This is a genomic window from Occultella glacieicola (assembly GCF_004353825.1).
In the GTDB taxonomy this organism is placed as follows: domain Bacteria; phylum Actinomycetota; class Actinomycetes; order Actinomycetales; family Beutenbergiaceae; genus Occultella; species Occultella glacieicola.
This window is the reverse complement of the sequence record NZ_SMNA01000007.1, coordinates 55529-76029: the sequence shown is the minus strand read 5'-3', so window position 1 is coordinate 76029 and position 20501 is coordinate 55529. Positions and strand designations below refer to the sequence as shown.

The 20501-nt window shown below is 71.5% G+C and carries 17 protein-coding genes; 11 read left to right on the top strand and 6 right to left on the bottom strand.

Features of this window, described 5'->3' with window-relative positions; all coding sequences use genetic code 11:
• Positions 1–105: 105 nt before the first annotated feature.
• Positions 106–996, top strand: coding sequence for a formylglycine-generating enzyme family protein (locus EXU48_RS15240; protein ID WP_133108765.1), 891 nt, complete (start codon positions 106–108; stop codon positions 994–996).
• A 46-nt stretch (positions 997–1042) separates the two neighbouring features.
• Here the strand turns inward: EXU48_RS15240 and EXU48_RS15235 are convergent, their stop codons facing one another.
• A complete protein-coding gene (locus EXU48_RS15235; RefSeq protein ID WP_235857055.1) occupies positions 1043–1993 on the bottom strand; it encodes an HAD family hydrolase in 951 nt (316 codons plus the stop codon).
• Positions 1994–2153: 160 nt separating this feature from the next.
• Here EXU48_RS15235 and EXU48_RS15230 point away from each other — a divergent pair, with 160 nt between their 5' ends.
• Positions 2154–3653 carry an arylsulfatase gene (locus EXU48_RS15230; protein WP_133108542.1) on the top strand — a complete coding sequence of 500 codons (1500 nt, stop codon included), beginning with the start codon at positions 2154–2156 and terminating at the stop codon, positions 3651–3653.
• A 69-nt stretch (positions 3654–3722) separates the two neighbouring features.
• On the opposite strand, the gene EXU48_RS15225 is transcribed toward EXU48_RS15230, so the two are convergent.
• The 3 genes from EXU48_RS15225 to EXU48_RS15215 form a co-directional block, all read right to left on the bottom strand.
• Positions 3723–4001: a HesB/IscA family protein gene (locus tag EXU48_RS15225; RefSeq protein WP_133108541.1), complete on the bottom strand. Its 279-nt coding sequence runs from the start codon at positions 3999–4001 to the stop codon at positions 3723–3725.
• A 145-nt stretch (positions 4002–4146) separates the two neighbouring features.
• The gene (locus tag EXU48_RS15220; protein ID WP_133108540.1) at positions 4147–4827 is read right to left on the bottom strand and encodes a GntR family transcriptional regulator; all 681 of its coding nucleotides are present in this window, start codon (positions 4825–4827) and stop codon (positions 4147–4149) included.
• A gap of 92 nt (positions 4828–4919) precedes the next feature.
• Entirely contained in the window at positions 4920–5726 is an 807-nt protein-coding gene (locus EXU48_RS15215; RefSeq protein ID WP_133108539.1) for a TIM barrel protein, read from the bottom strand.
• Positions 5727–5816: 90 nt separating this feature from the next.
• On the opposite strand from EXU48_RS15215, the gene EXU48_RS15210 reads away from it, so the two are divergent.
• From EXU48_RS15210 to EXU48_RS15175, 8 genes are all read left to right on the top strand, one after another.
• Complete coding sequence (locus EXU48_RS15210; protein ID WP_133108538.1) at positions 5817–8009, top strand: alpha-amylase family protein; 2193 nt, start codon at positions 5817–5819, stop codon at positions 8007–8009.
• Between the two features lie 32 nt (positions 8010–8041).
• Entirely contained in the window at positions 8042–8920 is an 879-nt protein-coding gene (locus EXU48_RS15205; protein WP_133108537.1) for a 2-hydroxy-3-oxopropionate reductase, read from the top strand.
• Complete coding sequence (locus EXU48_RS15200) at positions 8917–10998, top strand: alpha-amylase family protein (RefSeq protein WP_207947769.1); 2082 nt, start codon at positions 8917–8919, stop codon at positions 10996–10998. The genes EXU48_RS15205 and EXU48_RS15200 overlap by 4 nt, the downstream gene beginning before the upstream one ends.
• 128 nt (positions 10999–11126) lie before the next feature.
• On the top strand, positions 11127–12452 hold the full coding sequence (locus EXU48_RS15195) for an ABC transporter substrate-binding protein (protein WP_133108536.1): 1326 nt from the start codon (positions 11127–11129) through the stop codon (positions 12450–12452).
• A 24-nt stretch (positions 12453–12476) separates the two neighbouring features.
• A complete protein-coding gene (locus tag EXU48_RS15190) occupies positions 12477–13388 on the top strand; it encodes a carbohydrate ABC transporter permease (RefSeq protein ID WP_133108535.1) in 912 nt (303 codons plus the stop codon).
• A 2-nt stretch (positions 13389–13390) separates the two neighbouring features.
• Positions 13391–14293 carry a carbohydrate ABC transporter permease gene (locus EXU48_RS15185; RefSeq protein WP_133108534.1) on the top strand — a complete coding sequence of 301 codons (903 nt, stop codon included), beginning with the start codon at positions 13391–13393 and terminating at the stop codon, positions 14291–14293.
• A 2-nt stretch (positions 14294–14295) separates the two neighbouring features.
• Positions 14296–15258, top strand: coding sequence for a D-2-hydroxyacid dehydrogenase (locus EXU48_RS15180; protein WP_133108533.1), 963 nt, complete (start codon positions 14296–14298; stop codon positions 15256–15258).
• Between the two features lie 250 nt (positions 15259–15508).
• The gene (locus EXU48_RS15175) at positions 15509–15856 is read left to right on the top strand and encodes a hypothetical protein (RefSeq protein ID WP_133108532.1); all 348 of its coding nucleotides are present in this window, start codon (positions 15509–15511) and stop codon (positions 15854–15856) included.
• An 88-nt stretch (positions 15857–15944) separates the two neighbouring features.
• On the opposite strand, the gene EXU48_RS15170 is transcribed toward EXU48_RS15175, so the two are convergent.
• Complete coding sequence (locus EXU48_RS15170) at positions 15945–16880, bottom strand: phosphotransferase family protein (protein ID WP_133108531.1); 936 nt, start codon at positions 16878–16880, stop codon at positions 15945–15947.
• 206 nt (positions 16881–17086) lie between these two features.
• Between EXU48_RS15170 and EXU48_RS15165 the strand changes: the two genes are divergently transcribed.
• Complete coding sequence (locus tag EXU48_RS15165) at positions 17087–18859, top strand: serine/threonine-protein kinase (RefSeq protein ID WP_133108530.1); 1773 nt, start codon at positions 17087–17089, stop codon at positions 18857–18859.
• 187 nt (positions 18860–19046) lie between these two features.
• Here EXU48_RS15165 and EXU48_RS15160 read toward each other — a convergent pair whose 3' ends face one another.
• On the bottom strand, positions 19047–20453 hold the full coding sequence (locus EXU48_RS15160) for a GNAT family N-acetyltransferase (RefSeq protein WP_133108529.1): 1407 nt from the start codon (positions 20451–20453) through the stop codon (positions 19047–19049).
• Between the last annotated feature and the right edge of the window lie 48 nt (positions 20454–20501).

Genomic DNA, 20501 nt, shown 5'->3' with positions numbered 1-20501 from the left:
GGCCGCCCGCGAACGGCGACCACCGCCGTCGGGCATCGCCCATAGACTCGAGGCGACGCCCACACCGAAGGAGCCCCCGCGGTCATGACGGTCCCCAGCCACGACATGGTCCGCCTCGACGGCGGCACCTTCCTGATGGGGTCCGAGGAGTTCTACCCCGACGAACGGCCGGTGCACGAGCGCGAGGTCGCGCCGTTCTGGATCGACCGGTACGAGGTGACGAACGCCGCGTTCGCCCGGTTCGTCGCGGCGACCGGGTACGTCACCGTCGCCGAACGGGAGCTGGACCCGAAGGACTTCCCGGGCGCCGACCCCGCCGACCTGGTCCCGGGCGCCATGGTGTTCACGCCGACCACCGGCCCGGTCGACCTGCGGAACTGGCGGAACTGGTGGCGCTGGCAGCCCGGGGCGTACTGGCGCCGGCCGTTCGGGCCGGACTCCGGTGTCGAGGACCGGCAGAACCACCCGGTCATCCACGTCTGCTTCGAGGACGCCACGGCGTATGCGACCTGGGCCGGCCTGCGGCTGCCGACCGAGGCCGAGCACGAGTACGCGGCTCGCGGCGGCAACGACGGCCAACGGTTCGCGTGGGGCGACGAGCCCTATCCGGACGGCGTCGCGCAGGCGAACACGTGGCTCGGGCGTTTCCCGTACGACAACCAGGGCGTGGGGGACGCGGCACCGGTCGGGTCGTATCCCGCGAACGGTTACGGACTGTTCGACCTGATCGGCAACGTCTGGGAGTGGACATCCGACTTCTACACGCCCCGGCACCTGCGCCTCTCGGACAAGCCGGTGGACCCCGGCAAGCGCACGAACCTGCTCGCGGCGGCGAGCAAGCAGGAGGGCATCGACATTCCCCGCCGGGTGCTCAAGGGCGGCTCCCAGCTCTGCTCGCCGGAGTACTGCCTGCGGTTCCGGCCCGCCGCCCGCTCACCGCAGGCGGAGGACACCGGGATGTCGCACATCGGTTTCCGCTGCGCGAAGGACGCCTGAGCATCCCGGCCCGACGGCGGGGGTCGCCGGGGGCGGTCCGGTCGCCTCAGTCCTGGGCGTCGTCGGGCGGGAAGACCCGGGACCAGTCGTCGCGCACGCTGATCACCGTGAACCCGTGGACGCCGGCTGCCTCGATCGCCTTCTCGGCGCCCTTGGCGTAGGGCTGGTCGCCGCGCTCGGTGTCGTCGTCGTGGTTGACGAGCAGCGCCAGGCTCCGAGGGTTGCCCTGGGCGAACCGGAGCATCGGGACGTCGCCGTTGGAGTTGCCCACGGCCAGGATCGGGCGCCGCCCGGTGCGGGTCCAGATCCGTACCGGCTTCTCGGGCCCGTCGTCGAAGAAGGACAGCGCGCTCCTGTAGCGCACCACGTTGTGCTCGGCGTCGTACTCCAGGCCGAGTGCGGTGCCGATCACCCGCTGCGTCGGGATCCCGTAGTAGTCCTGGGCGATCAGTCGCATGAAGTCGCGCTCGCCACCGGAGACGATGTAGGTCCGGAAGTCGTGGGCGTCCAGCAACCGGACGAGCTCGACCATCGGCTGGTACACGGTGTGGGCGTAGGACCGGTCCAGGGTCAGGTGGCGGGCGTCCCTGAAGAACGCGGCCACCGAGGCCTCGTACTCCTCCACGCTCGATCCGGCGCTCGCAGCGGAGACGGCGGCGATGATCAGGCCGAGATCCGCGTCGTCCCCGGCGTAGTGCTTGTCCACCGCGGCGCCGAGCCAGGCCAGATCGCCGCTGACCGCGGCCTGGTAGGGCTGGGTCGTCGCGAGGGCCGGGTCCGCCTCGGCGGCGACCTTCCACTGCTCGAGCAGGTAGTGGAGCTGGACCAGCATCGGTTTCTCGGTCCAGAGCGTGCCGTCGTTGTCGAAGACGGCGACGCGGCGCTCGGGCGGGACGAAGTCGGGGCCGCCCTCGGTGGTGACGGCGGCGAGGAAGTCCTCGATCGCCGCGCGGGTGGGCGTCGCGCGCCACGAAGGCAGATCGGGCAGATCGGGCACGTCTCGGTCCCTTCGGTCGGACGGCCACTCGCTGCCGTCGGTTCCGACGCTAGGAGTGGCCGCCGTCCCCGGGCTCACCCCGGACGGATGATCTGTGCCGCAGGCCGCCGTGCTTCGATCACCGTGGGACCTTCCCGCCGCTGATCCGAGGGAGCACGCGATGGCAGACAAGCCGAACATCCTGATCATCTGGGGCGACGACATCGGCCTCACGAACCTCAGCACGTACTCCGACGGTCTGATGGGCTACCGGACCCCCAACATCGACCGGGTGGCGGACGAGGGGGTGAAGTTCACCGACTACTACGGTGAGCAGAGCTGCACGGCGGGCCGCGCCGCGTTCATCACCGGGCAGAACCCGTACCGCACCGGGCTGACCAAGGTGGGCATGCCGGGCGCCGACGTCGGCCTGCGCGCCGAGGACCCGACGATCGCCACCGCGCTCAAGGCGCAGGGGTACGCGACCGGCCAGTTCGGCAAGAACCACCTCGGAGACCGGGACGAGTTCCTGCCGACGATGCACGGGTTCGACGAGTTCTTCGGCAACCTCTACCACCTGAACGCCGAGGAGGAGCCGGAGCACCCGGACTACCCCTCACCCGAGGACTTCCCGAACTTCCACGACCGGTTCGGCCCGCGCGGCGTGATCCACTCCTGGGCGAACGGGGACGGCACCCAGCGGATCGAGGACACCGGCCCGCTCACCAAGAAGCGCATGGAGACCTGCGACGAGGAGTTCCGCGACGCTGCGGCGGACTTCATCCGGGCCAAGGCGGAGGACGACGCCCCGTTCTTCGTATGGTTCAACGCCACCCACATGCACTTCCGGACCCACGTGCGCGAGCAGGACAAGGGGCGCGCCGGGCGCTGGCAGTCGGAGTATCACGACGCGATGCTCTACCACGACGACGTCGTCGGCAGTCTGCTCGACCTGATCGACGAGCTCGGCCTCGCCGAGGACACGATCGTCATGTACTCCACGGACAACGGCCCGCACATGAACAGTTGGCCGGACGGCGCGATGACCCCGTTCCGGAACGAGAAGAACTCGAACTGGGAGGGCGCCTACCGAGTGCCGGCGATGGTGCGCTGGCCCGGGCACATCCCGGCCGGCACGACGTTGAACGGCATCGTCAGCCACAACGACTGGTTCGTGACCCTGCTCGCCGCGGCCGGTGATCCGGACATCGCCGACCGCCTCGCCGCGGGCACCGAGCTGAACGGCACCGAGTACCACGTGCAACTCGACGGCCACAACCAACTCGACTACATCACCGGCGCCGCCGAGAAGAGCCCTCGCAACCACTTCTTCTACGTGTCGGACGAGGGCGACCTGACCGCGCTGCGCTTCGACAACTGGAAGATCGTGTTCCTGGAGCAGCGCACCGAGGGGACGCTCGCCGTGTGGCTGGATCCGTGGGTGGAACTGCGGGCACCGAAACTTTTCAACCTGCGGACGGACCCGTTCGAACGCGCGGACCGCACGTCCAACACCTACTACGACTGGATGATGTCGCGGATCTTCCTGTTCGTGCCGGCGCAGGCGTACGTGGCGCAGATGCTGCAGACATTCCTGGAGTTCCCACCGCGCCAGGAGCCTGCCTCGTTCACCATCAACAAGGTGATGGAGAAGCTCACGAGCGCGGCGGGCAACTCCTGACCGACCCGACGGCCCCGGCCGGTCTCGCCTGCATGCGCATGGAGACCGGCCGGGGTGTCGGTGCGGCGTCTAGGCCTGCTGGCGCAGCGTGAAGCCGGTGCCCTGCTCGGTGGTGGCGGCGTCGAGTTCCTGCTCGGCGAGCAGTGCCGAGGTCTCGGTCGGCACGAACACGCGCGCGCCCTCGTCCTCGATGACGTCGTCCCCGGCAGCGGGCTCCGGCGCGAGAGCCATCTGGAGCTCGGTGCCGCTCTCGGCCATGGCGATCCGCACTCCCCCGCGCTCGGGCAGGCCGGCCTCGGTGGCGATGGTCCTGATGGCGGTCTGGGCGTTCTCGGTCAGGGTGAGCATGAGTGCTCCCTCTCGTGACTTCGATGGTGACGCTTGACGGCAGCGGTGAACCACACGCGTGCGCCCTGGTCGTTCCACCGTCACCCAGGCGCGCCCGACATGCAAGCCGGGTCATCCCGGTGGACCGGGCCAGATCGGGCCCTGTTCAGGCCGGGGCCTCCTCGCGGGCGGCCATGACCTGCGCGAGCACCCGGTCCCGAGCCCCCTGCAGGTGATGGGCCATCTGCTCGCGGGCCCCGGCCCGGTCGCCGTCCTCGATCGCCTTCAGGATCAGGGCATGCTCGGCCGCGACGGTCGACGGCGTCGTGCGCCGGTGCGCCTTGAACTGCCCCATCGTCAGGTGCACCTCCCCGCTGACCATCTCGTACACCCGGGACAGACGCGGACTGTCGACGGCGTTGATGAGCGCCCAGTGGAACTCGATGTCCGCGACCACCTGGTCGTCGAACGCCTTCGCGCGCACTGCGGACTCGATCGCGGCCTGGGCCTTGCGGGCCGCGTCCGGAACCGTCCTGGCCTCGGCGAGGCGGTCCGCGGCGGTGCATTCGAACATCTCGCGGGTGAAGAACAGGTCGGTGATGTCCTGCTCGTCGAGCTCGGGTACGACGGCCGTCTTGTGGGCGGAGCGGCGCAGCAGCCCGAGCGCGGTGAGCCGCTCGAGGCAGGCCTTCGCGGTCGGACGCGCGACCCGGTAGTCGTCGGCGATCCGCTGCTCGGTCAGCTTCTCGCCCGGGGCGATGTCACCGCTGATGATGCGGCTGCGGACCGATTCGTAGAGGGCATCGGTGAGCGAGGACGGACCCAGCTGGAACTGCCCTGAGCTCATGCGATCACCTCGGGAGATTGTCTGACGATGAGACGAGTCTAGGGATCGGCCACCCCGCCGTCCGGAGCCACTGTAGGGGATGCCACCACCGCTCACGGGCGAACCCACGCCAGGGAGTCCTCCGTGCGCACGGTGGGCCGGTACTCGGCGGCGGCCGGCCCCGCGTAGCCCGCCGCGCGCAGCGCCGCGAACACCTCGTCCCAGGCCAGATCGCCCGATCCGGGCTCGCCCCGGCCGGGGGCATCGGCGATCTGCACGTGCGCGATCCGCGCCCCGGACCGCTCCACCGCCGCGACCACGTCCACACCGTTCATGGCCAGGTGGAAGGTGTCGAACAGCAGCCCGACGCCCGCGACGCCCGCGAACGGGCCGTCCAGCAGGGCGATCACGTCCTCGTGGGTGTGCAGCGGGTAGGCCCCGTTCAGCCCGGCGGCCAGAGGCTCGATGAGCACCACGCCGCCGCCCTCGCCCAACGCGGCGGCCGCGATGGCGACCGCCTCCTGCGCGGCGGCGTGCTGCGCCGTCGGATCCTCGTCGTCCGTCAACTGGCCGTAGAGCAGGTTGAACCGGTCGCACCCGGTGGCCTCGGCGATCCGGGTGACAGCCGCCAGGTTCGCCATGAACTCCGGGCGCCGCGCGGCGTTCGTGACGATCCCCCGCTCGCCGGAGGGCATGTCCCCGGCGAAGAGGTTCAGCCCGCGCAGGCGCACCCCGGCGGCCTCGATCGACCGGAGCAGGTCCGCCTCCTGCGCCACGGTGGGCTCGGCAGCCGGGAACGGCCACCACGTCTCCACGAACGCGAAGCCGGCGTCCGCCGCCGCGGCGAACCGGTCGAGATAGTCGTACTCGGTCCACAACAGGGACACGTTGGCACTGAGGTCGTAGCCGAGGTGCTGCACGTCTCACACTCCAAGACTCTAGGCAGTACATGTTGTACTTGCTATCTTGTCAGACAATACTACGAGCACGCCGAACGAGAGGTCGCAACGATGCTGACGACGGATCACGAGCCCGGGCTCGACCCCATCCCGCAGGGCCCCACCACCGCGCGATCGCTGGACTGGTTCCGGACCGCCACCCGGTGGACCCAGCTGACCTTCGTCGAGGACGATCCGCTGCACTTCGACCCGGAGTTCTGGATCTCGGTGATGCGCCAGTCCCGCTCGAACGCGCTCTGCCTCAGCGCCGGCGGGTACATGGCGTTCTACCCGACCCGGATCCCGTTCCACTACCGCAGCAGGCACCTCGGGAACACCGACCCGTTCGGGGATCTGGTCGCCGGAGCCCGGGAACTGGACATGCACGTGATGGCCCGGGTGGACCCGCACGCGATCCACGCCGATGCCGCGCAGGCCCACCCCGAGTGGCTCGCCCGCGACGCCGACGGCAACCCGATCCCGCACTGGGCGTTCCCGGACATCTGGCTGACCGACCCGTTCAGCACCTACCACCGGGAGTTCATCACCGACGTCGCCCGTGAGATCGTGCGCGACTACGACGTGGACGCCGTGTTCGCGAACCGGTGGGAGGGACCGTCGGCTATCTCGTACTCCGAGGCGGCCGAGCGCCGGTTCTTCGACGACACCGGCCTGCACCTGCCGCGTACGCAGGACCGCACCGACCCGGCCTGGCGCGCCTACACCGCCTGGCGCAGCCGGCAGCTGTCCGAGCTCGTGGTCCTCTGGGACGACGCGGTGCGCGAGGTCCGACCGCACGCCCGGTTCATCCCCAACCGCGGCGCGATGCTGACCCGGGACCTGGTCCGTGACCTCGTCGACGACCGGTACCCGATGTTCTTCATCGACAAGCAGGGCCGCTCCGAGAACGAGGCACTGTGGTGGTCGGGGCGGATCGGCAAGCGCAGCCGGGGCATGTTCCCGGACCGTCCGGTCGCGCTGATCACGTCGGTCGGCCCCGAGCACGGCGAGTACCGGTGGAAGGACTCGGTGGCAGACCCGCACGAGATCGTGACCTGGATGGCCGACGGGTTCGTGCACGGCGCCCTGCCCTGGTACACGAAGTTCAACGCGAACGTGTTCGACACCCGCTGGGTGGCACCGATCGTGGACGCGTTCGGTCTGCATGAGCGCGTCGCGGGCGTCTTCGAGGGGATGGCGATCACGAGCGAGGTCGCGATCCTCGACAACGTCCGACTCGACCCGACGAACCCGTGGGCCGGCTACACCGCCGGCAGCGTCGACGAGGACGGCTTCTACCAGGCCCTCGTCGAGGCCCGGGTGCCGTTCGACTACCTCGCGGACACCGAGCTCACGCTCGAACGACTCGCCCCGTACCGGGTCCTGATCCTGCCGAACTGCCGGGCCCTGTCCGACGCGCACTGCGCCGTGATCCGCGAGTGGGTGGCCGGCGGGGGCAGCCTGGTGGCCGCCCACGAGTCCTCCCTCGTGACCGACGGCGACGGCACCGAGCTCGCCCTCGGCGACGTGCTCGGCGTCCGCCTCACGCAGGCACCGCGTGGGCCGGTCAAGAACAACTACATCGCGCTCGACCCGCAGCACCCCCTCGCCGCCGGCTTCGACGGGGCCACCCGGGTGGTCGGCGGCACCCGCCTGGTCGGGGTCGAACCGATCGAGATCCCGACGGCGGCCGGCACCGCCGGTGCGGACGTCACCACGGTCCCGTTCCGGTTCGTGCCGGACTACCCGGACCTGCCGATGGAGGAGGTCTATCCCCGTGGCGGGGAGGGCTCCGCGGCGGTGGTCTGCCGCGAGCAGCCCGGCGGTGGGCGCAGCGTGTACCTGGCGTTCAACGTGGGCGAGATCCTCTGGGCCGCGATGCAGCACGACCACGCCCGGCTCATCCGCAATGCCGTCGCCTGGGCGCTCGGCGGCGAACCCCGGGTGCGCATCGAGGGCCAGGGATTCGTGGACGTGGCCGTCCGCACGGACGCGACGTCGATGGCCGTGGCCCTCGTGAACCTGAACAACCCGATGGCCATGCGCGGACAGAACCGCGAGACCATCCCGCTGCCGCCGCAGGAGATCTCGGTGGCGCTACCGGACGGCGCCACCGGCGCCACGGCCCGGCTGGTGCTCGCCGACACCTGGGCACCTGCCCACGTCGCCGACGGCAGGGTGCACGTGAGCGTGCCCGCCGTCGACGTCCTCGAGGTCGCGCACCTGACCTGGACCTACGCCCGGCCCGGGCCGCAGCAGCCCTGACCGACCGAACCCTCACCCGAAGGAGACCCACAGTGCAGATCGGATTCATCGGACTCGGCGTCATGGGCGCCCCGATGGCGGCCAACCTCATCGCGGCCGGCCACACCGTCCACCTCCACCGCGTGAAGGAGTCCACCGAGCACCTCGTCGGCGCCGGCGGGCGCCGCGCGAGCTCGGCCGCGGACGCGGCCGGCCAGGCCGACGCCGTCATCCTCATGCTCCCGGACACCCCGGACGTCGAGGAGGTCCTGTTCGGGACGGACGGCGTCGCCGCGGCGCTGCGCCCCGGCGCCCTCGTCATCGACATGAGCTCGATCTCGCCGGTCGCGACCCGATCCTTCGCGGAGCGGATCACCGGGGCCGGCGGGCAGTACCTCGACGCCCCGGTCTCCGGCGGCGAGGTCGGTGCCCGCGCCGGGACGCTGACCATCCTGGCCGGCGGGCCCGCGTCCGCGTTCGAGCGGGCCACCCCGCTGCTGGAGGTGCTCGGCGCCACCATCACCCACGTCGGTGACGTCGGCGCCGGCCAGACCGCGAAGGTCGCCAACCAGATCATCGTCGCCCTGACCATCCAGGCCGTCGCCGAGGGCCTGACGTTCGCGGAGGCAGCGGGCGTCGACCCGGCCGTGGTACGGGAGGCCCTGATGGGCGGCTTCGCCTCCTCGCGCATCCTCGAGGTGCACGGCCAGCGGATGATCGACCACCACCACGAGCCCGGTTTCCGGATCCGGCTGCACCGCAAGGACCTCGGCCTCGCCCTCGGCGCCGCGCGAGCGATGGATCTGCCGTTGCCGCACACCGCTTCCGCGCACGAGTTCATGAACGCCGCGATCGCCCAGGGGCTCGGCGAGTCCGACCACTCCGCGCTGCACCGGGTGCTCGGCAGTGCGGCCGGACGGAGCACGACGTGACCGCCCCGAACGGCCGAGCGGCCCTGGCCACCCAGCCCACACAGACGGACACGACGCCGGGGACCGAGTGGTGGCGCGCGCCGTTCCGCACGTTCCAGACGAACCTGCGCGAGATCGACGCCGATCTGGACGTGGCCGAGGTGCTGGACTTCCTGGAGGAGTTCGGCACGAACGTCTGGCTGCTGTCCGTGGGCGGGATCATCTCGAACTACCCGACGGCGCTGCCGAGCCAGACCGCGAACCCGGCTCTGGCCGGGCGGGTGTCCGGGGATCTGGTCGGCGACGCCGTGGCCGCGGCCGGCGTGCGCGGCATCCGGGTGCTCGGCCGGATGGACTTCTCCAAGGTGGACCGGCGCCGCGCCGAGGAGCACCCGGAGTGGTTGTTCGTCAACGCTCAGGGCGAGAACCAGGTCTACAACGGCCTGGTCAGCGTCTGCCCGAGCGGCGCGTACTACCAGGAGCGGGTGTTCGAGGTGATCACGGAGGTGCTCACCCGCTACGACATCGCCGGGTTCTTCCTGAACTGGATGTCCTTCAACGAACTGGACTACTCCCGCACCTACTGGGGCGTGTGCCACTGCCTGGCCTGTCACAAGGGGTTCGAGGGGTTCGCGCCTGGGACACCGCTGCCACAGGACTCCGCCTCCCCCGGCTATCGGACCTGGCAGGACTACGCCCGCCTCACCCTGGACGATCTCACCGCCCGGCTCCGGGCCCACATCCGTTCCCTGGCCCCGACCGCGGCGCTGATCCTCGGCGACCGCGCCGACATCGTCTTCCACGAGGCGAACAACGGCGTCGGCCGCCCGCTCTGGCACCACCTCACCGCTGAGCACGTGTCAGCCGCGAAGGCCTACCGGCCACAGGTTCCGGTGCTCGTGAACTCGGTCGGCTTCGTGGACATGCCCTACCGGCTCGCCGGCGAGGAGCCGAACCACTTCGCCCAGTTCCTCCTCCAGGCGATCGCCCACGGCGCCGTGCCGTCCACCTACGTGATGGGCCGCCCGAGCGACAGCCCGTACGCGAACATCGCGGTCGCCGGCGAGATCACCCGGTTCCACCGCGACCATGCGGACGTCTACGCCCGGCTGCGACCGGACGCCGACGTGCTCCTGGTCCGGGGTGACCGGGTCGGGCCGGCCCTCGCCGAGGGAGTCCGCTCGGAGTTCGAGGGCCTCTATCTCACGCTGACCGAGTCCCACCTGCCGTTCGACGTGGTCAGCAGCACCAGGCTCGCCGACCTCGGTTCCGGGGCCGACGGCGTGGGCTCGCTGGGCGGGTATCGCGTGGTGGTCCTGGCGGACCTGGGCGAACTCGCCGCGGAGTCCGTGGCCGCACTGGACGCGTTCGTCGCCGCCGGCGGATCCGTGCTCGCGACCGGCTCGTCGGCGCTGGCCGCGGGCGCCGGGCAACTGGCCGCCTCCCCGGTGCGGCGCCACCTCGCGAGCCTGACCTCCGTGGAGGCGACCCGCGCCGCCTACGTGCGCCTCGACGGCGCCACGCCGTCGGGGCACCCCTGGGGTCGGCCCGCGCCCGTGATCGGGGCGTTGCACGTCATCGAGGCGCACCCGGACGCGTCGGTCGCGCTGCCGACGCTCGGCCGGGCCCCGTACGGCCCACCGGAGAAGTGCTACGGCCACTCCGAGGCCGACCACCCCGGTTACGCCGAACGCACGGTCGGCGGCGGCACGGTGGCCCACCTGCCCTGGACCGTCGGGCGGGTCTACCGGGAGCAGGGCCTTCGCGCCGTCCGCGACGAGGTCGCCGACAGGATCCGCGCCCTGGGCGCCCGCCCGGTCGGCGCCGGTCTCCCGGAGCAGCTCCAGGTGATCCGCGGCCGCTCGGCCGCCGGCACCGTTGTGCACCTGCTCAACCGCAGCGGCGACGCGGTCCAGCGCTTCCTCGACCCGATTCCGGTCGCACCGGTCGAGCTGACGCTGCCCTGGTCGGGACCGCTGCCGCGGGCCCGCGCACTGGTGGCCGACCTGGAGCTGCCGGTGCAGCCTGCCGAGGGTGGGATCCGGATCACCACGCCGGAGGTCGGGAGGTTCGAGGTGCTCCTGATCGACCGGTCGTAGTTGTCGTTCGAGTAATTGTCATACGAGTTGTCTTGGTGCATTGACTGGCAAGTGCTCCGAAACTAGCATCAGATCAACCGGACGACCCCGACGACGGGGCCGCCTTCAACGACGAGGGAGACGCAGCGATGCGTGAGATGAGCCGTAGGAACCTGTTGAAGTTCGCCGCCGCCGCAGGGCTGGCGGGCACCACAGCCGCCTGCTCGGGCGTGGGCGGCGGCAGCGGTGGTGGCGGCGGAGGTGGAGGCACGGACGGCGGCGGTTCGGCCACGCTGCGTTACGCCTGGTGGGGCAACAACGTCCGCCAGGAGAACTACACGAACGCACTGAACGCCTTCATGGACGACCACCCCGAGATCACGATCGAGACGGAGTTCGCCGAGTACACCGCCTTCCAGGAGCGGATGACCACGCAGATGGCCGCGCAGAACGTCCCGGACCTGTTCTGGGTGCCGTCCGCGCAGGTGATGACGTACTACGCCAACGGGTTGTTCCACGACCTGGAGGGCGTCAGCACCCTCGACCTCGACGACTACAGCGAGGCGGACATCGACGGCCTGCGCCTGGACGGCGTGCACAACACGATGGCCCTCGGGATCTTCGTGCCGGTGCTGCGCTACAACGAGACGATGGCGCAGGCGGACGGCGTCGGTCTGCCCGAGGGTGAGGCTTGGACCTGGGACGGCTTCACGGAGTTCGCGATCGACTACGCCGCGAACAACCCGAACGGCAACTGGGCCGTCAACTACGGCCCCGACCACGACCTCACCCTGGAGGCCTGGCTGCGTCAGCGCGGCGAACTGCTGTGGACCGAGGACGGCCGGATCGGGTTCACCGCGGACGGCATCGCGAGCTGGCTCGACTTCTGGGAGAACCTCCGCGTCAACGGCGCGGCCCCGTCCATCTCGGAGCAGGACGGCGTGGGCGCGGACTGGGCCCTGATCGGCGAGCGGGTGCTGAGCTACTTCGGGAACTCCAACCACATCATCGACGACGCCCAGTTCTTTCCCGAGGCCACGTTCAAACTCCGGAACATGCCGGTGGCCGCGGACGCGACGCCCGGGCACCCCTACCTCTACACCCCACGCCTGGCGGTCTACGGAGAGATCGACGAGGGCAGCCTCGAGGCCGCCGGAACCCTCCTGAACTACAGCGTGAACAACACCGAGACCCTCCGGATCACCGGTCTGACCATGGGCGCCCCGGTCAACCCCCGGGTGGCGCAGGAGGTCACCGAGTTCGCCTCGCCGGACGAGCAGCAGATGCTCGACGCGGTCGCCCACGACCGGGCCCTGGAGCGCAATCCGCGCTACGAGGCGCCGGCCGGGTCGAGCACGTGGCGCACCATCCTCACCCGGGTCTCCGAGCAGGTGGCCCTCGAGCAGTCGACCACGATCGACGCCGCGACGGCCATGATCGACGAGCTCCAGGCCGCCATCGACCGCGCGGCCTGAACGGCCGGGGACCGGAACTCGACCATGGCCACCGCAACCGCGCCGAACCGGCGCAAGAGCCGCCTGAACCGACAGGGACGAGCGGCCCACGTCTTCATGCTGCCCTGGCTGGTGGGGCTGATCGGCATCACCGCCCTGCCGACCCTCGCCTCCCTCTATCTCGCGTTCACCGACTACAACATCCTGTCCACCCCGGAGTTCATCGGGATCGCGAACTTCGAGCGGATGCTCGCCGACGACCGGTTCTGGCAGTCGGTGCGGGTCACCCTCACCTACGTGCTGGTCTCGGTGCCGCTCCAGCTGGCGTTCGCGCTGCTGCTCGCGCTGATCCTGGACCGCGGCATGCGGGGGCTGACGTTCTACCGGAGCGCGTTCTACCTGCCCTCGCTGCTGGGTTCGAGCGTCGCCGTGGCGGTGCTCTGGCGGGAACTGTTCGGCCACGCGGGCCTGATCAACCAGGCCCTCGCCCTGGTCGGCATCGAGGGCTCGAGCTGGCTGCAGAACCCCCAGACGGCCCTGGGGACGCTCGTGATCCTGAACGTGTGGACGTTCGGCTCGCCGATGGTGATCTTCCTGGCCGGCCTGCGTCAGATCCCGGAGGAGCTGTACGAGTCCGCCCGGGTCGACGGCGCCTCGGTGCTACGCCAGTTCGGCTCCATCACGGTGCCGCTGCTGACCCCGATCATCTTCTTCAACCTCATCCTGCAGACGATCGGGGCGTTCCAGGCGTTCACGCAGGCGCACGTGGTCAGCGGCGGCTCCGGTGGTCCAGTGGACTCGACGCTCTTCTACACGCTGTACATCTACCAGCAGGGCTTCACCGCATTCGACATGGGCTACGCGTCGGCGCTGGCCTGGGTCCTGCTCGTCTTCATCGGTGCGATGACCGCGCTGCACTTCCTGCTGTCCAAGTACTGGGTGTTCTACGGAGACTGATGATGACCACACACCTCGTCGCGCCCACCGCCCCCACCACCGGACCCGCGGCCGGCGCCCCGCCCCGGCGCCGGCCGCGCCGGCGGGCCCGCTCCGTCGCCAGGCACGCCGGCCTCCTGGTCTTCGTCGCGTTCATGCTCTACCCGTTGGTGTGGATGGTCACGAGCGCGTTCACCCCGGAGAGCGAGATCCTCACCGGTCCGCTCATCCCGGAGGAGCTCACGCTGGAGAACTTCGTGGCCGGCTGGAACTCGCTGACCCGCCCGTTCTGGGTGTTCTACGGCAACTCGTTCGTGGTCACGATCAGCTCGATCGTGGGCAACCTGTTCTCCTGCTCACTGACCGCGTACGCCCTCGCCCGGCTCACCTTCAAGGCCCGGAACGCCTACTTCGGGATCGTGCTGGTCTCGGTGATGCTGCCGATGCACGTCCTGGTGATCCCGCAGTACATCATCTTCTCCCAGTTCGACCTGGTGAACACGTTCGTGCCGCTGGTGCTGCCGAAGTTCCTGGCCACCGACGCGTTCTTCATCTTCCTGATGGTCCAGTTCATCCGGGGCATCCCCCGCGAGCTCGACCAGGCCGCCGCGATCGACGGCGCCGGGCCGTTCCGCACGTTCTGGTACGTCATCTTCCCGCTGATGCGCCCGGCCCTGGTCACCACCACGATCTTCACGTTCATCTGGACCTGGAACGACTTCTTCACGCCGCTGATCTACCTGACCGACCAGTCGGTGTTCACGGTGCCGGTGGCCCTGAGTTCCATGGTCGACGCCGAGTCCAACAGCGGGATCGGCATGCTGCTCGCGATGTCGGTACTCTCCTTGATCCCGATCATGGCGTTCTTCGCGTTCGCGCAGAAGTACCTGATCCGGGGCATCACGACCACCGGACTGAAGGGGTAGGCATGCAGGACACGGCCATTCTCGTGCTGGGCGAGCACGGTCCGGAGCGCCGCGAGCGGCTGGTCACAGCCGCTGCCGGCCGGCCGCTCTGGTTCGCGCCACACTCCGACCCGACGGCGGGCGGCGCCGACTTCGACCCGGCGCACGTCCGGGCCGTGCTCGGCGCCGGCGGGCCGGCCCACCTGGACCCGTTCCCGAACGTGGACTGGGTGCACGGCGCCGCGGCCGGGGTGAACGCGCTGCTCACGCCGGAGGTGCTCGAGCGACGACTGACGATCACCTCGGCGGCCGGGAACGGCGCGGTCCCACTCGCCGAGCACGCCCTGATGCTGATGCTGATGCTGAACCGGGACGCGCTCCGGTGGCTCGCGGCCCAGCGCGAGCGCCGCTGGGAGCGGTTCACCCACGGCGAGCTCGCCGGGTCGACGGTCGGCATCATCGGCCTCGGCCACAGCGGCATGGATCTGGCCGCGAAGGCGAAGGCCTGCCACATGCGCGTGGTCGGCCTGGCCCGCACGCCCCGCCCGGGCGGCGCCGACAACGTGGACCGGATCTACGCCGTCGAGCAGTTGCACGACCTGCTCGCCGAGAGCGACTTCGTGGTGATGACCGCCCCGTACACACCCTCCACCCGCGGCCTCCTGGGGGCGGCCGAGTTCGCCGCGATGAAGCCGTCCGCGTTCTACATCTGCTTCTCCCGCGGCGGCATCGCCGACGACGACGCCCTGCTGGCGGCGCTGCGCGAGGGCATCATCGCCGGCGCCGGGCTGGACGCCCACGCCGAGGAGCCGCTCCCGCCCGAGAGCCCGTTCTGGGATCTCGAGAACGTCATCATCACCCCGCACAACGGGGCCACCAGTCCCGGCACCGGCGCGCGCGGCTTCGACATCATGGTCGAGAACCTGACCCGGTACACGGCCGGGGAGCCGCTACGGAACGTGGTGGACCAGGACGCCGGCTACTGACCGCCGGCCCGGCGCGGGACACGATTCGGGGAATGTTCCAGGGCCGGGTAGGGTTGACCACTTCGACCGGAGAGAACGCACCGCAGACGGCTGCGCTCCCGGCACCGCGATCGCGGCGAGTACGCCCGGCAGCAAGCGCGACATTCCACGCGCGGCGCCGATGTCGTACGCCGTGGCATATGCGGCAGGCGGCGCACAACGCCGCGCCGCATCGTGGGTGCCGCCGGACCACGACTCGAAGGAGACCTGCATGACCACCATGTTCGACACCACCACCCATACCGACGACCCCACGATCGCGGCGGTCCGGGACGCCGTCGGGGCCTTGGCCCACGCGGCCACCCTGCCGCGCCGGCCCGTGCCCGTGGCGTTCCTCGACGACGGCCGCCGCCTGGTCCTGGTCGTGGACGCGGTCCGCGGCGAGCACACCCGGATCCGTTCCTGGGGGCTTGAGATCCGCACGGATGACGACCTCATCGGCGACTCCCAGTCCGTGCATCTCGCGGTGCGGTCCGCGCAGGCCCCGACGGCGGATGCCGCCGAGGTCTCGGCCCGGTACCTGATCGCGGCGACCGATCCGGCGGGCCACCCGGCCTGACCGCCAGGCCTGACCGCGGGCCGGACCGCCGGGCTTCGGCTCGTCGGCGGGCGACGGCGTCGCTCGGGTCGGCCGCTGGGGAGGAGGATCAGCCGGCGGAACGCAGCACCCTGCTGATCAGCTCCTCGACGCGGCCGCGCATGCCGGCCCCGTCGACGGGAGTGCGACCGCCGACCTGGCGGGGTATGAACTCCGGCCAGGCCGGGGAGAACTCGAGCAGTTCGGAGATCAGCCAGCCGCGGTCGACCCGGGTCCCGGTGATCGCCTCGTACCGCTCCAGGAAGCGCCAGGCCCGGGACGGCCCGTACAGCACGGCGAGGTTGAGTGCGCAGTGGCCGACATCCCGGCCGGCGTCGGCCACCCCACTCATCGTCCAGTCGACCACCCCGGTGAGGCGCCCGCGGGACCACAGCAGGTTGAAGTGCTGGTAGTCGCCGTGGCCGAACACCTCGCGCACGGGCGCACCGACGCTACCGGCGAGCGAGAGTGCCTCCTCGCCGTAGGGGAGGCCGGCCAGCCAGGCACGTCGGTCCCCATCGTCCAGGTCGACCCACTTCGGGCTCGTCTGCTGCCGCGGATCGCGCGGCTGGTCGTGGACCAGCGCCAGCCGGTCGGCCAGGTCGCCGGTCCACCGCGCGACGTCGGCGGGATCCAGCTCTCCCGCACCGGGCAGGTGGGTCATCAGGTTGGCGGGACGACCGGTCGACTCCCCCGCGGGGTCGCTGGCGATCAGTTCGGGGGCGCCGACGCCGCTGCCGGCGAGCAGTCCCAGCGCGGTCGCTTCCCGGCGTACCGAGTCGCGCTCCCAGTCCCCGTCGTGCGGCCAGCGCCGGAGTACCACGGCAGCAACGTCGGCGCCGGTGAGCTCGAGACGGAACATCGCCTCCGACAGGCCTCCGGTCAACGGGATGGTCGCGGCGACCCGAACCTCACGACCGAGCGCGTCGCAGACCCAGGCCAGGATGCGTTCGTCGGGGCTCGTCCCGACGAACTCGGACGGCCGGGACGGGGGACGACGCGCCATCGGGTCACCGTAACAAGGCCCGCAAGAAGGCGTCCGGCCTGCCCCGCACCGACGAGCCCTGGCGACGTCACCGACGACGCGCGACCTGTCGGCGCGATCCTGCGGAACGTTCCACCGCCGGGCACGCCTCGCGCTCGGGGCGTACCGCCTATCCTCGGAACCAGGTGCGCCGGGATCGGCGGCGCCGGAACGGGGAGGGGGTTCGCGTGTCCGATGACGACTGGGCACCAGCGGCCCCACGCCCGCTCGCGGAGGCTGTGGGCGCGCTGTCCGGCCGCCGGCCCGGCCCGGCGGGCCCGAACGACGCGACGAGTCCCCGCGGTGAGCCGCCCGGCCACGGCGCGGATGGAGCGGTCTCCGTGTCCGTCGCGGGCTACTCCCACCTGGTCAAGGTCGCGACCGGCGGGGACAGCGTCGTGTACCGGGCTCGCCAGGACAGCCTCGACCGGGACGTCGCGATCAAGGTGATCACCGCGGAGCCGTCGGCGGCGGCCCGGTTCGAGCGGGAACTCGCGATCACCGTGTCGCTGGGCCGCCAGCATCCACACATCGTGAACGTGCTGGACACCACCACGACGTCCGCGGGCGACCCCTGCCTGATCATGGACTTCCACGACCTCGGCTCGCTGCACGACCGGGTCCGTGCGCACGGCGCGCTGCCGGTCTCGGAGGTGGTGGCCGCCGGCACCGCGGTGGCCGACGCCCTCGCGTTCGCGCACGCCCGCGGGGTGCTGCACCGGGACGTCAAGCCGCAGAACGTCCTGCTGCTGCCCACGTCCTACGTGCTCAGCGACTTCGGGATCGCGCGGATGGCGGATGCCGGTCACACCGCGTCCGTGGAGCGGTTCAGCTACCGGCACGCCTCGCCCCAGGTGCTCGACGGCGTGTCCCCGACCGAGGCGGACGACGTCTGGTCGCTCGGCTCCACCCTGTTCACGCTCCTCGACGGCCGCGCCCCGTTCGCCGCGCTCGACCCCCACGACGACACGGCGTTGTCCTACCTGCGCCGGGTCCGCACCGGGGCGCGCCGCCCACTGGACTCGGGCGACCTGCCCGCGGGGTTGCACGACCTGATCGAGGCCGGCCTGCACCCCGACCCCGAGCGGCGCCCCACTGCCGCACAAGCGCTGGAGCGACTGCGCTCGATCCGGACCGAGGACCGGTCCTGGGATCCGGAGTCGGCCGGGGCGGCGGCCGGGGCAACGTCGTCCACCACCCCTGCGCCGGTCACGGCCGCGGGAGCCGCAGCAGCACCGGCGACCGCAGCCGGTGAGTCCTCGTCACCGGCCGTCTCGGCCGTGTCCGCTGCAGAGGCCCCGATGGCCGCCTCGCCCGGTGCGATGCCCGAGCCCGCGCCGCAGCCGTCCCCACTCGCCCCGTCCGTGCTCGCCCACGTCCAGCGCCAGCCGGTGCCCACCCCCGTCGACGACGACGCCACCGGCCTGGCTCCGGATCCGGAGCCCGCGGCACCCGACGCCGCCCCCGCCGAACCCGGCGGTGGGTCCGGGACCACTTGGCGCCGGATCGTGGCGTTCGTCGGCGGCGCGCTGCTGGTCGGCGCGGCATTCGGAATCGGGTCCGCGCTGCTCGGCGGCGAGGAGGAACCGGACCCGACGCCGACGGAGACCGACGCGGTGGTGCCGGTGGACCCGACCGACGTCCAGACGGGTGACGCGCCGCCGCAACCCACCGTCGGCAACCCCGACCTGGCACCGGTCAACGCCGTGCTCACCCCGCAGGGCACGTCGGTGCTCCTCACCTGGGCTCCGCCCGCGACCGAGGTCGACTACCTCCTCGTCGTGAGCGTCCCGGCCGACGGCTCGCCTCCCACCGTGCTCCGCCAACTCACGCCCGACGCGGACGAGTTCGTCGTCGAGGGCCTCGACCCGGACGCGACCGGCGAGTGCTACGCCGTCGTGGGCTACGCCCTCATCGAGACCGGCCTGGAAGCCGGCTCCACCGACACGCTCTGTCGCTGATCGCCCGACCGGCCCGCACGCCTCCGCCAGGCCGACTCACCATCTCCCCCGCTGACATCGCACCCGCCGCCCTGAGATCGGACCCGCCGAGGTGCGAGCTCACGGCGACAGGTGCTAACTCAGCGGCGGATGAGGCGCTGCGGCGGCGGCGCGCGGAGCCCGCGCCGGCCCGCGCGGGCTGGGGGGCTCAGTACCAGATGCTCAGGGTCGGCGGCTGGGCGGGGCGCAGCGCCGCATCGAGGGCAGCGACGGCGGCCGGCTCGCCCGCGATCCGGCCGGACGCGAGCAGCCCGGTCAGCGGCGTACCACCGAGGTAGGCCGCGGACAGCTCGGCGATGCCGAGGCGGATGTCCGCGGCGATCGCGCCCGGCGCACCCGAAGCGCCTGCATCCCCCGCACCCGAAGTGCCCGCATCCCCCGCACCCGCCGCACCCGAAGCGCCCGCCGCACCCACCGCAACCGCCGCCGGCAGTCTCGTCACCTCGGCCCCGCCGTCGGGCGCGATCCGTACCCGCCAGGTCCCACTGGTGAGCCCGAGCGGGTCGGTGACCTCCAGCGTGACGTCCGCGGCAGTGGCGTACGAGCGCGACTCCAGCGCCCGCGGCAGGTCCAGGATCCGCAGCCAGCCGTGGTCGCGGATGGTCTGGACGGCGCCGCGCTCGTCCCGCACCAGCCACCGCACCGGGTCGTCGATCGGCCGCAAGGACGCCGTGACCTCCGCGACGAGCGCGTGCTGCACCGCGTAGCCCCACAGGGCGGCGGCCGCGTCCGGGTTCTCGGTGACGAGGACGCCGATGTTCAGCCGGGACTGGGTGAACTCGCGCTCGTTCTCGATCACCCGGTAGGCGAGGGCGCCGCGGACCTCACCGTCGGCGTCGACGTAGCGCACGCCACGGACGTGGTCGCCGTCCTTCACCGACGTCGACAGGCCCGCGGCCTGCCGCCAGCGCCGGGGCCAGGCCGCGATCTCGCCGCCACGGCGCGTCCGCACCCGTTCGTGAACGTCGCCGAGGTCGGTCGCGAGCTGTTCCCGGGAGACGAACTCGACCCGGCCGTCGACCTCCGGCCCCGCCCATCCGGCGCGGCGGGTGTCGATCGTCCAGGTGCTCATCGGCACGGCGGCGCCGAAACCGTACCGCCCGTACAGCGTCGTCTCGGTCACCGTGAGGCCGGCGATGGCGAGCCCGGCGCCGGCGGCCGCGCGGAGCTCGCCCTCGAGCATGGCCCGCGCGATCCCGCGGCCACGGTGGGTGCCGGCGACGGTGACGCCGCTGATGGCCCACATGTCCAGGTCGCCGCCGGGAACGCTCAGCGGGGTGACCCAGGAGTCGATCGTCGCGACCGGCACCTGCGGCTGCGCGAGCCCGGCGTCGAAGATGCCGAGGTAGCGCCGCCCGTCGGTCGGCTCGGACTCCTCGGCGACGGCCGCGCCGGTGATCTCCGGTCCGAGGAAACCGCGCGTGACGGCCTGCATCGCGTTCAGGAAGGCGTCGCGGTCGGCGGTGTCGACGGTGCGGTAGTCGAGACCACGGGCGGCGAGGCGTTCCTTCGAGGTCGGGTCGGCCGGGACGCTGGGTGCGTTGAGTCGGGTCACCCGGACAGCCTAGAACCCGCCGGATCGGCCGGCACGCGCGCGACCCGC

What these genes read in the sequence shown, in the direction of transcription:
- EXU48_RS15240 (WP_133108765.1), top strand. Translation starts at nt 106, where the DNA reads ATGGTCCGCCTCGACGGCGGCACCTTCCTGATGGGGTCCGAGGAGTTC.
- EXU48_RS15230 (WP_133108542.1), top strand. Translation starts at nt 2,154, where the DNA reads ATGGCAGACAAGCCGAACATCCTGATCATCTGGGGCGACGACATCGGC.
- EXU48_RS15225 (WP_133108541.1), bottom strand. Translation starts at nt 4,001, where the DNA reads ATGCTCACCCTGACCGAGAACGCCCAGACCGCCATCAGGACCATCGCC.
- EXU48_RS15220 (WP_133108540.1), bottom strand. Translation starts at nt 4,827, where the DNA reads ATGAGCTCAGGGCAGTTCCAGCTGGGTCCGTCCTCGCTCACCGATGCC.
- EXU48_RS15210 (WP_133108538.1), top strand. Translation starts at nt 5,817, where the DNA reads ATGCTGACGACGGATCACGAGCCCGGGCTCGACCCCATCCCGCAGGGC.
- EXU48_RS15195 (WP_133108536.1), top strand. Translation starts at nt 11,127, where the DNA reads ATGCGTGAGATGAGCCGTAGGAACCTGTTGAAGTTCGCCGCCGCCGCA.
- EXU48_RS15190 (WP_133108535.1), top strand. Translation starts at nt 12,477, where the DNA reads ATGGCCACCGCAACCGCGCCGAACCGGCGCAAGAGCCGCCTGAACCGA.
- EXU48_RS15185 (WP_133108534.1), top strand. Translation starts at nt 13,391, where the DNA reads ATGACCACACACCTCGTCGCGCCCACCGCCCCCACCACCGGACCCGCG.
- EXU48_RS15180 (WP_133108533.1), top strand. Translation starts at nt 14,296, where the DNA reads ATGCAGGACACGGCCATTCTCGTGCTGGGCGAGCACGGTCCGGAGCGC.
- EXU48_RS15175 (WP_133108532.1), top strand. Translation starts at nt 15,509, where the DNA reads ATGACCACCATGTTCGACACCACCACCCATACCGACGACCCCACGATC.
- EXU48_RS15170 (WP_133108531.1), bottom strand. Translation starts at nt 16,880, where the DNA reads ATGGCGCGTCGTCCCCCGTCCCGGCCGTCCGAGTTCGTCGGGACGAGC.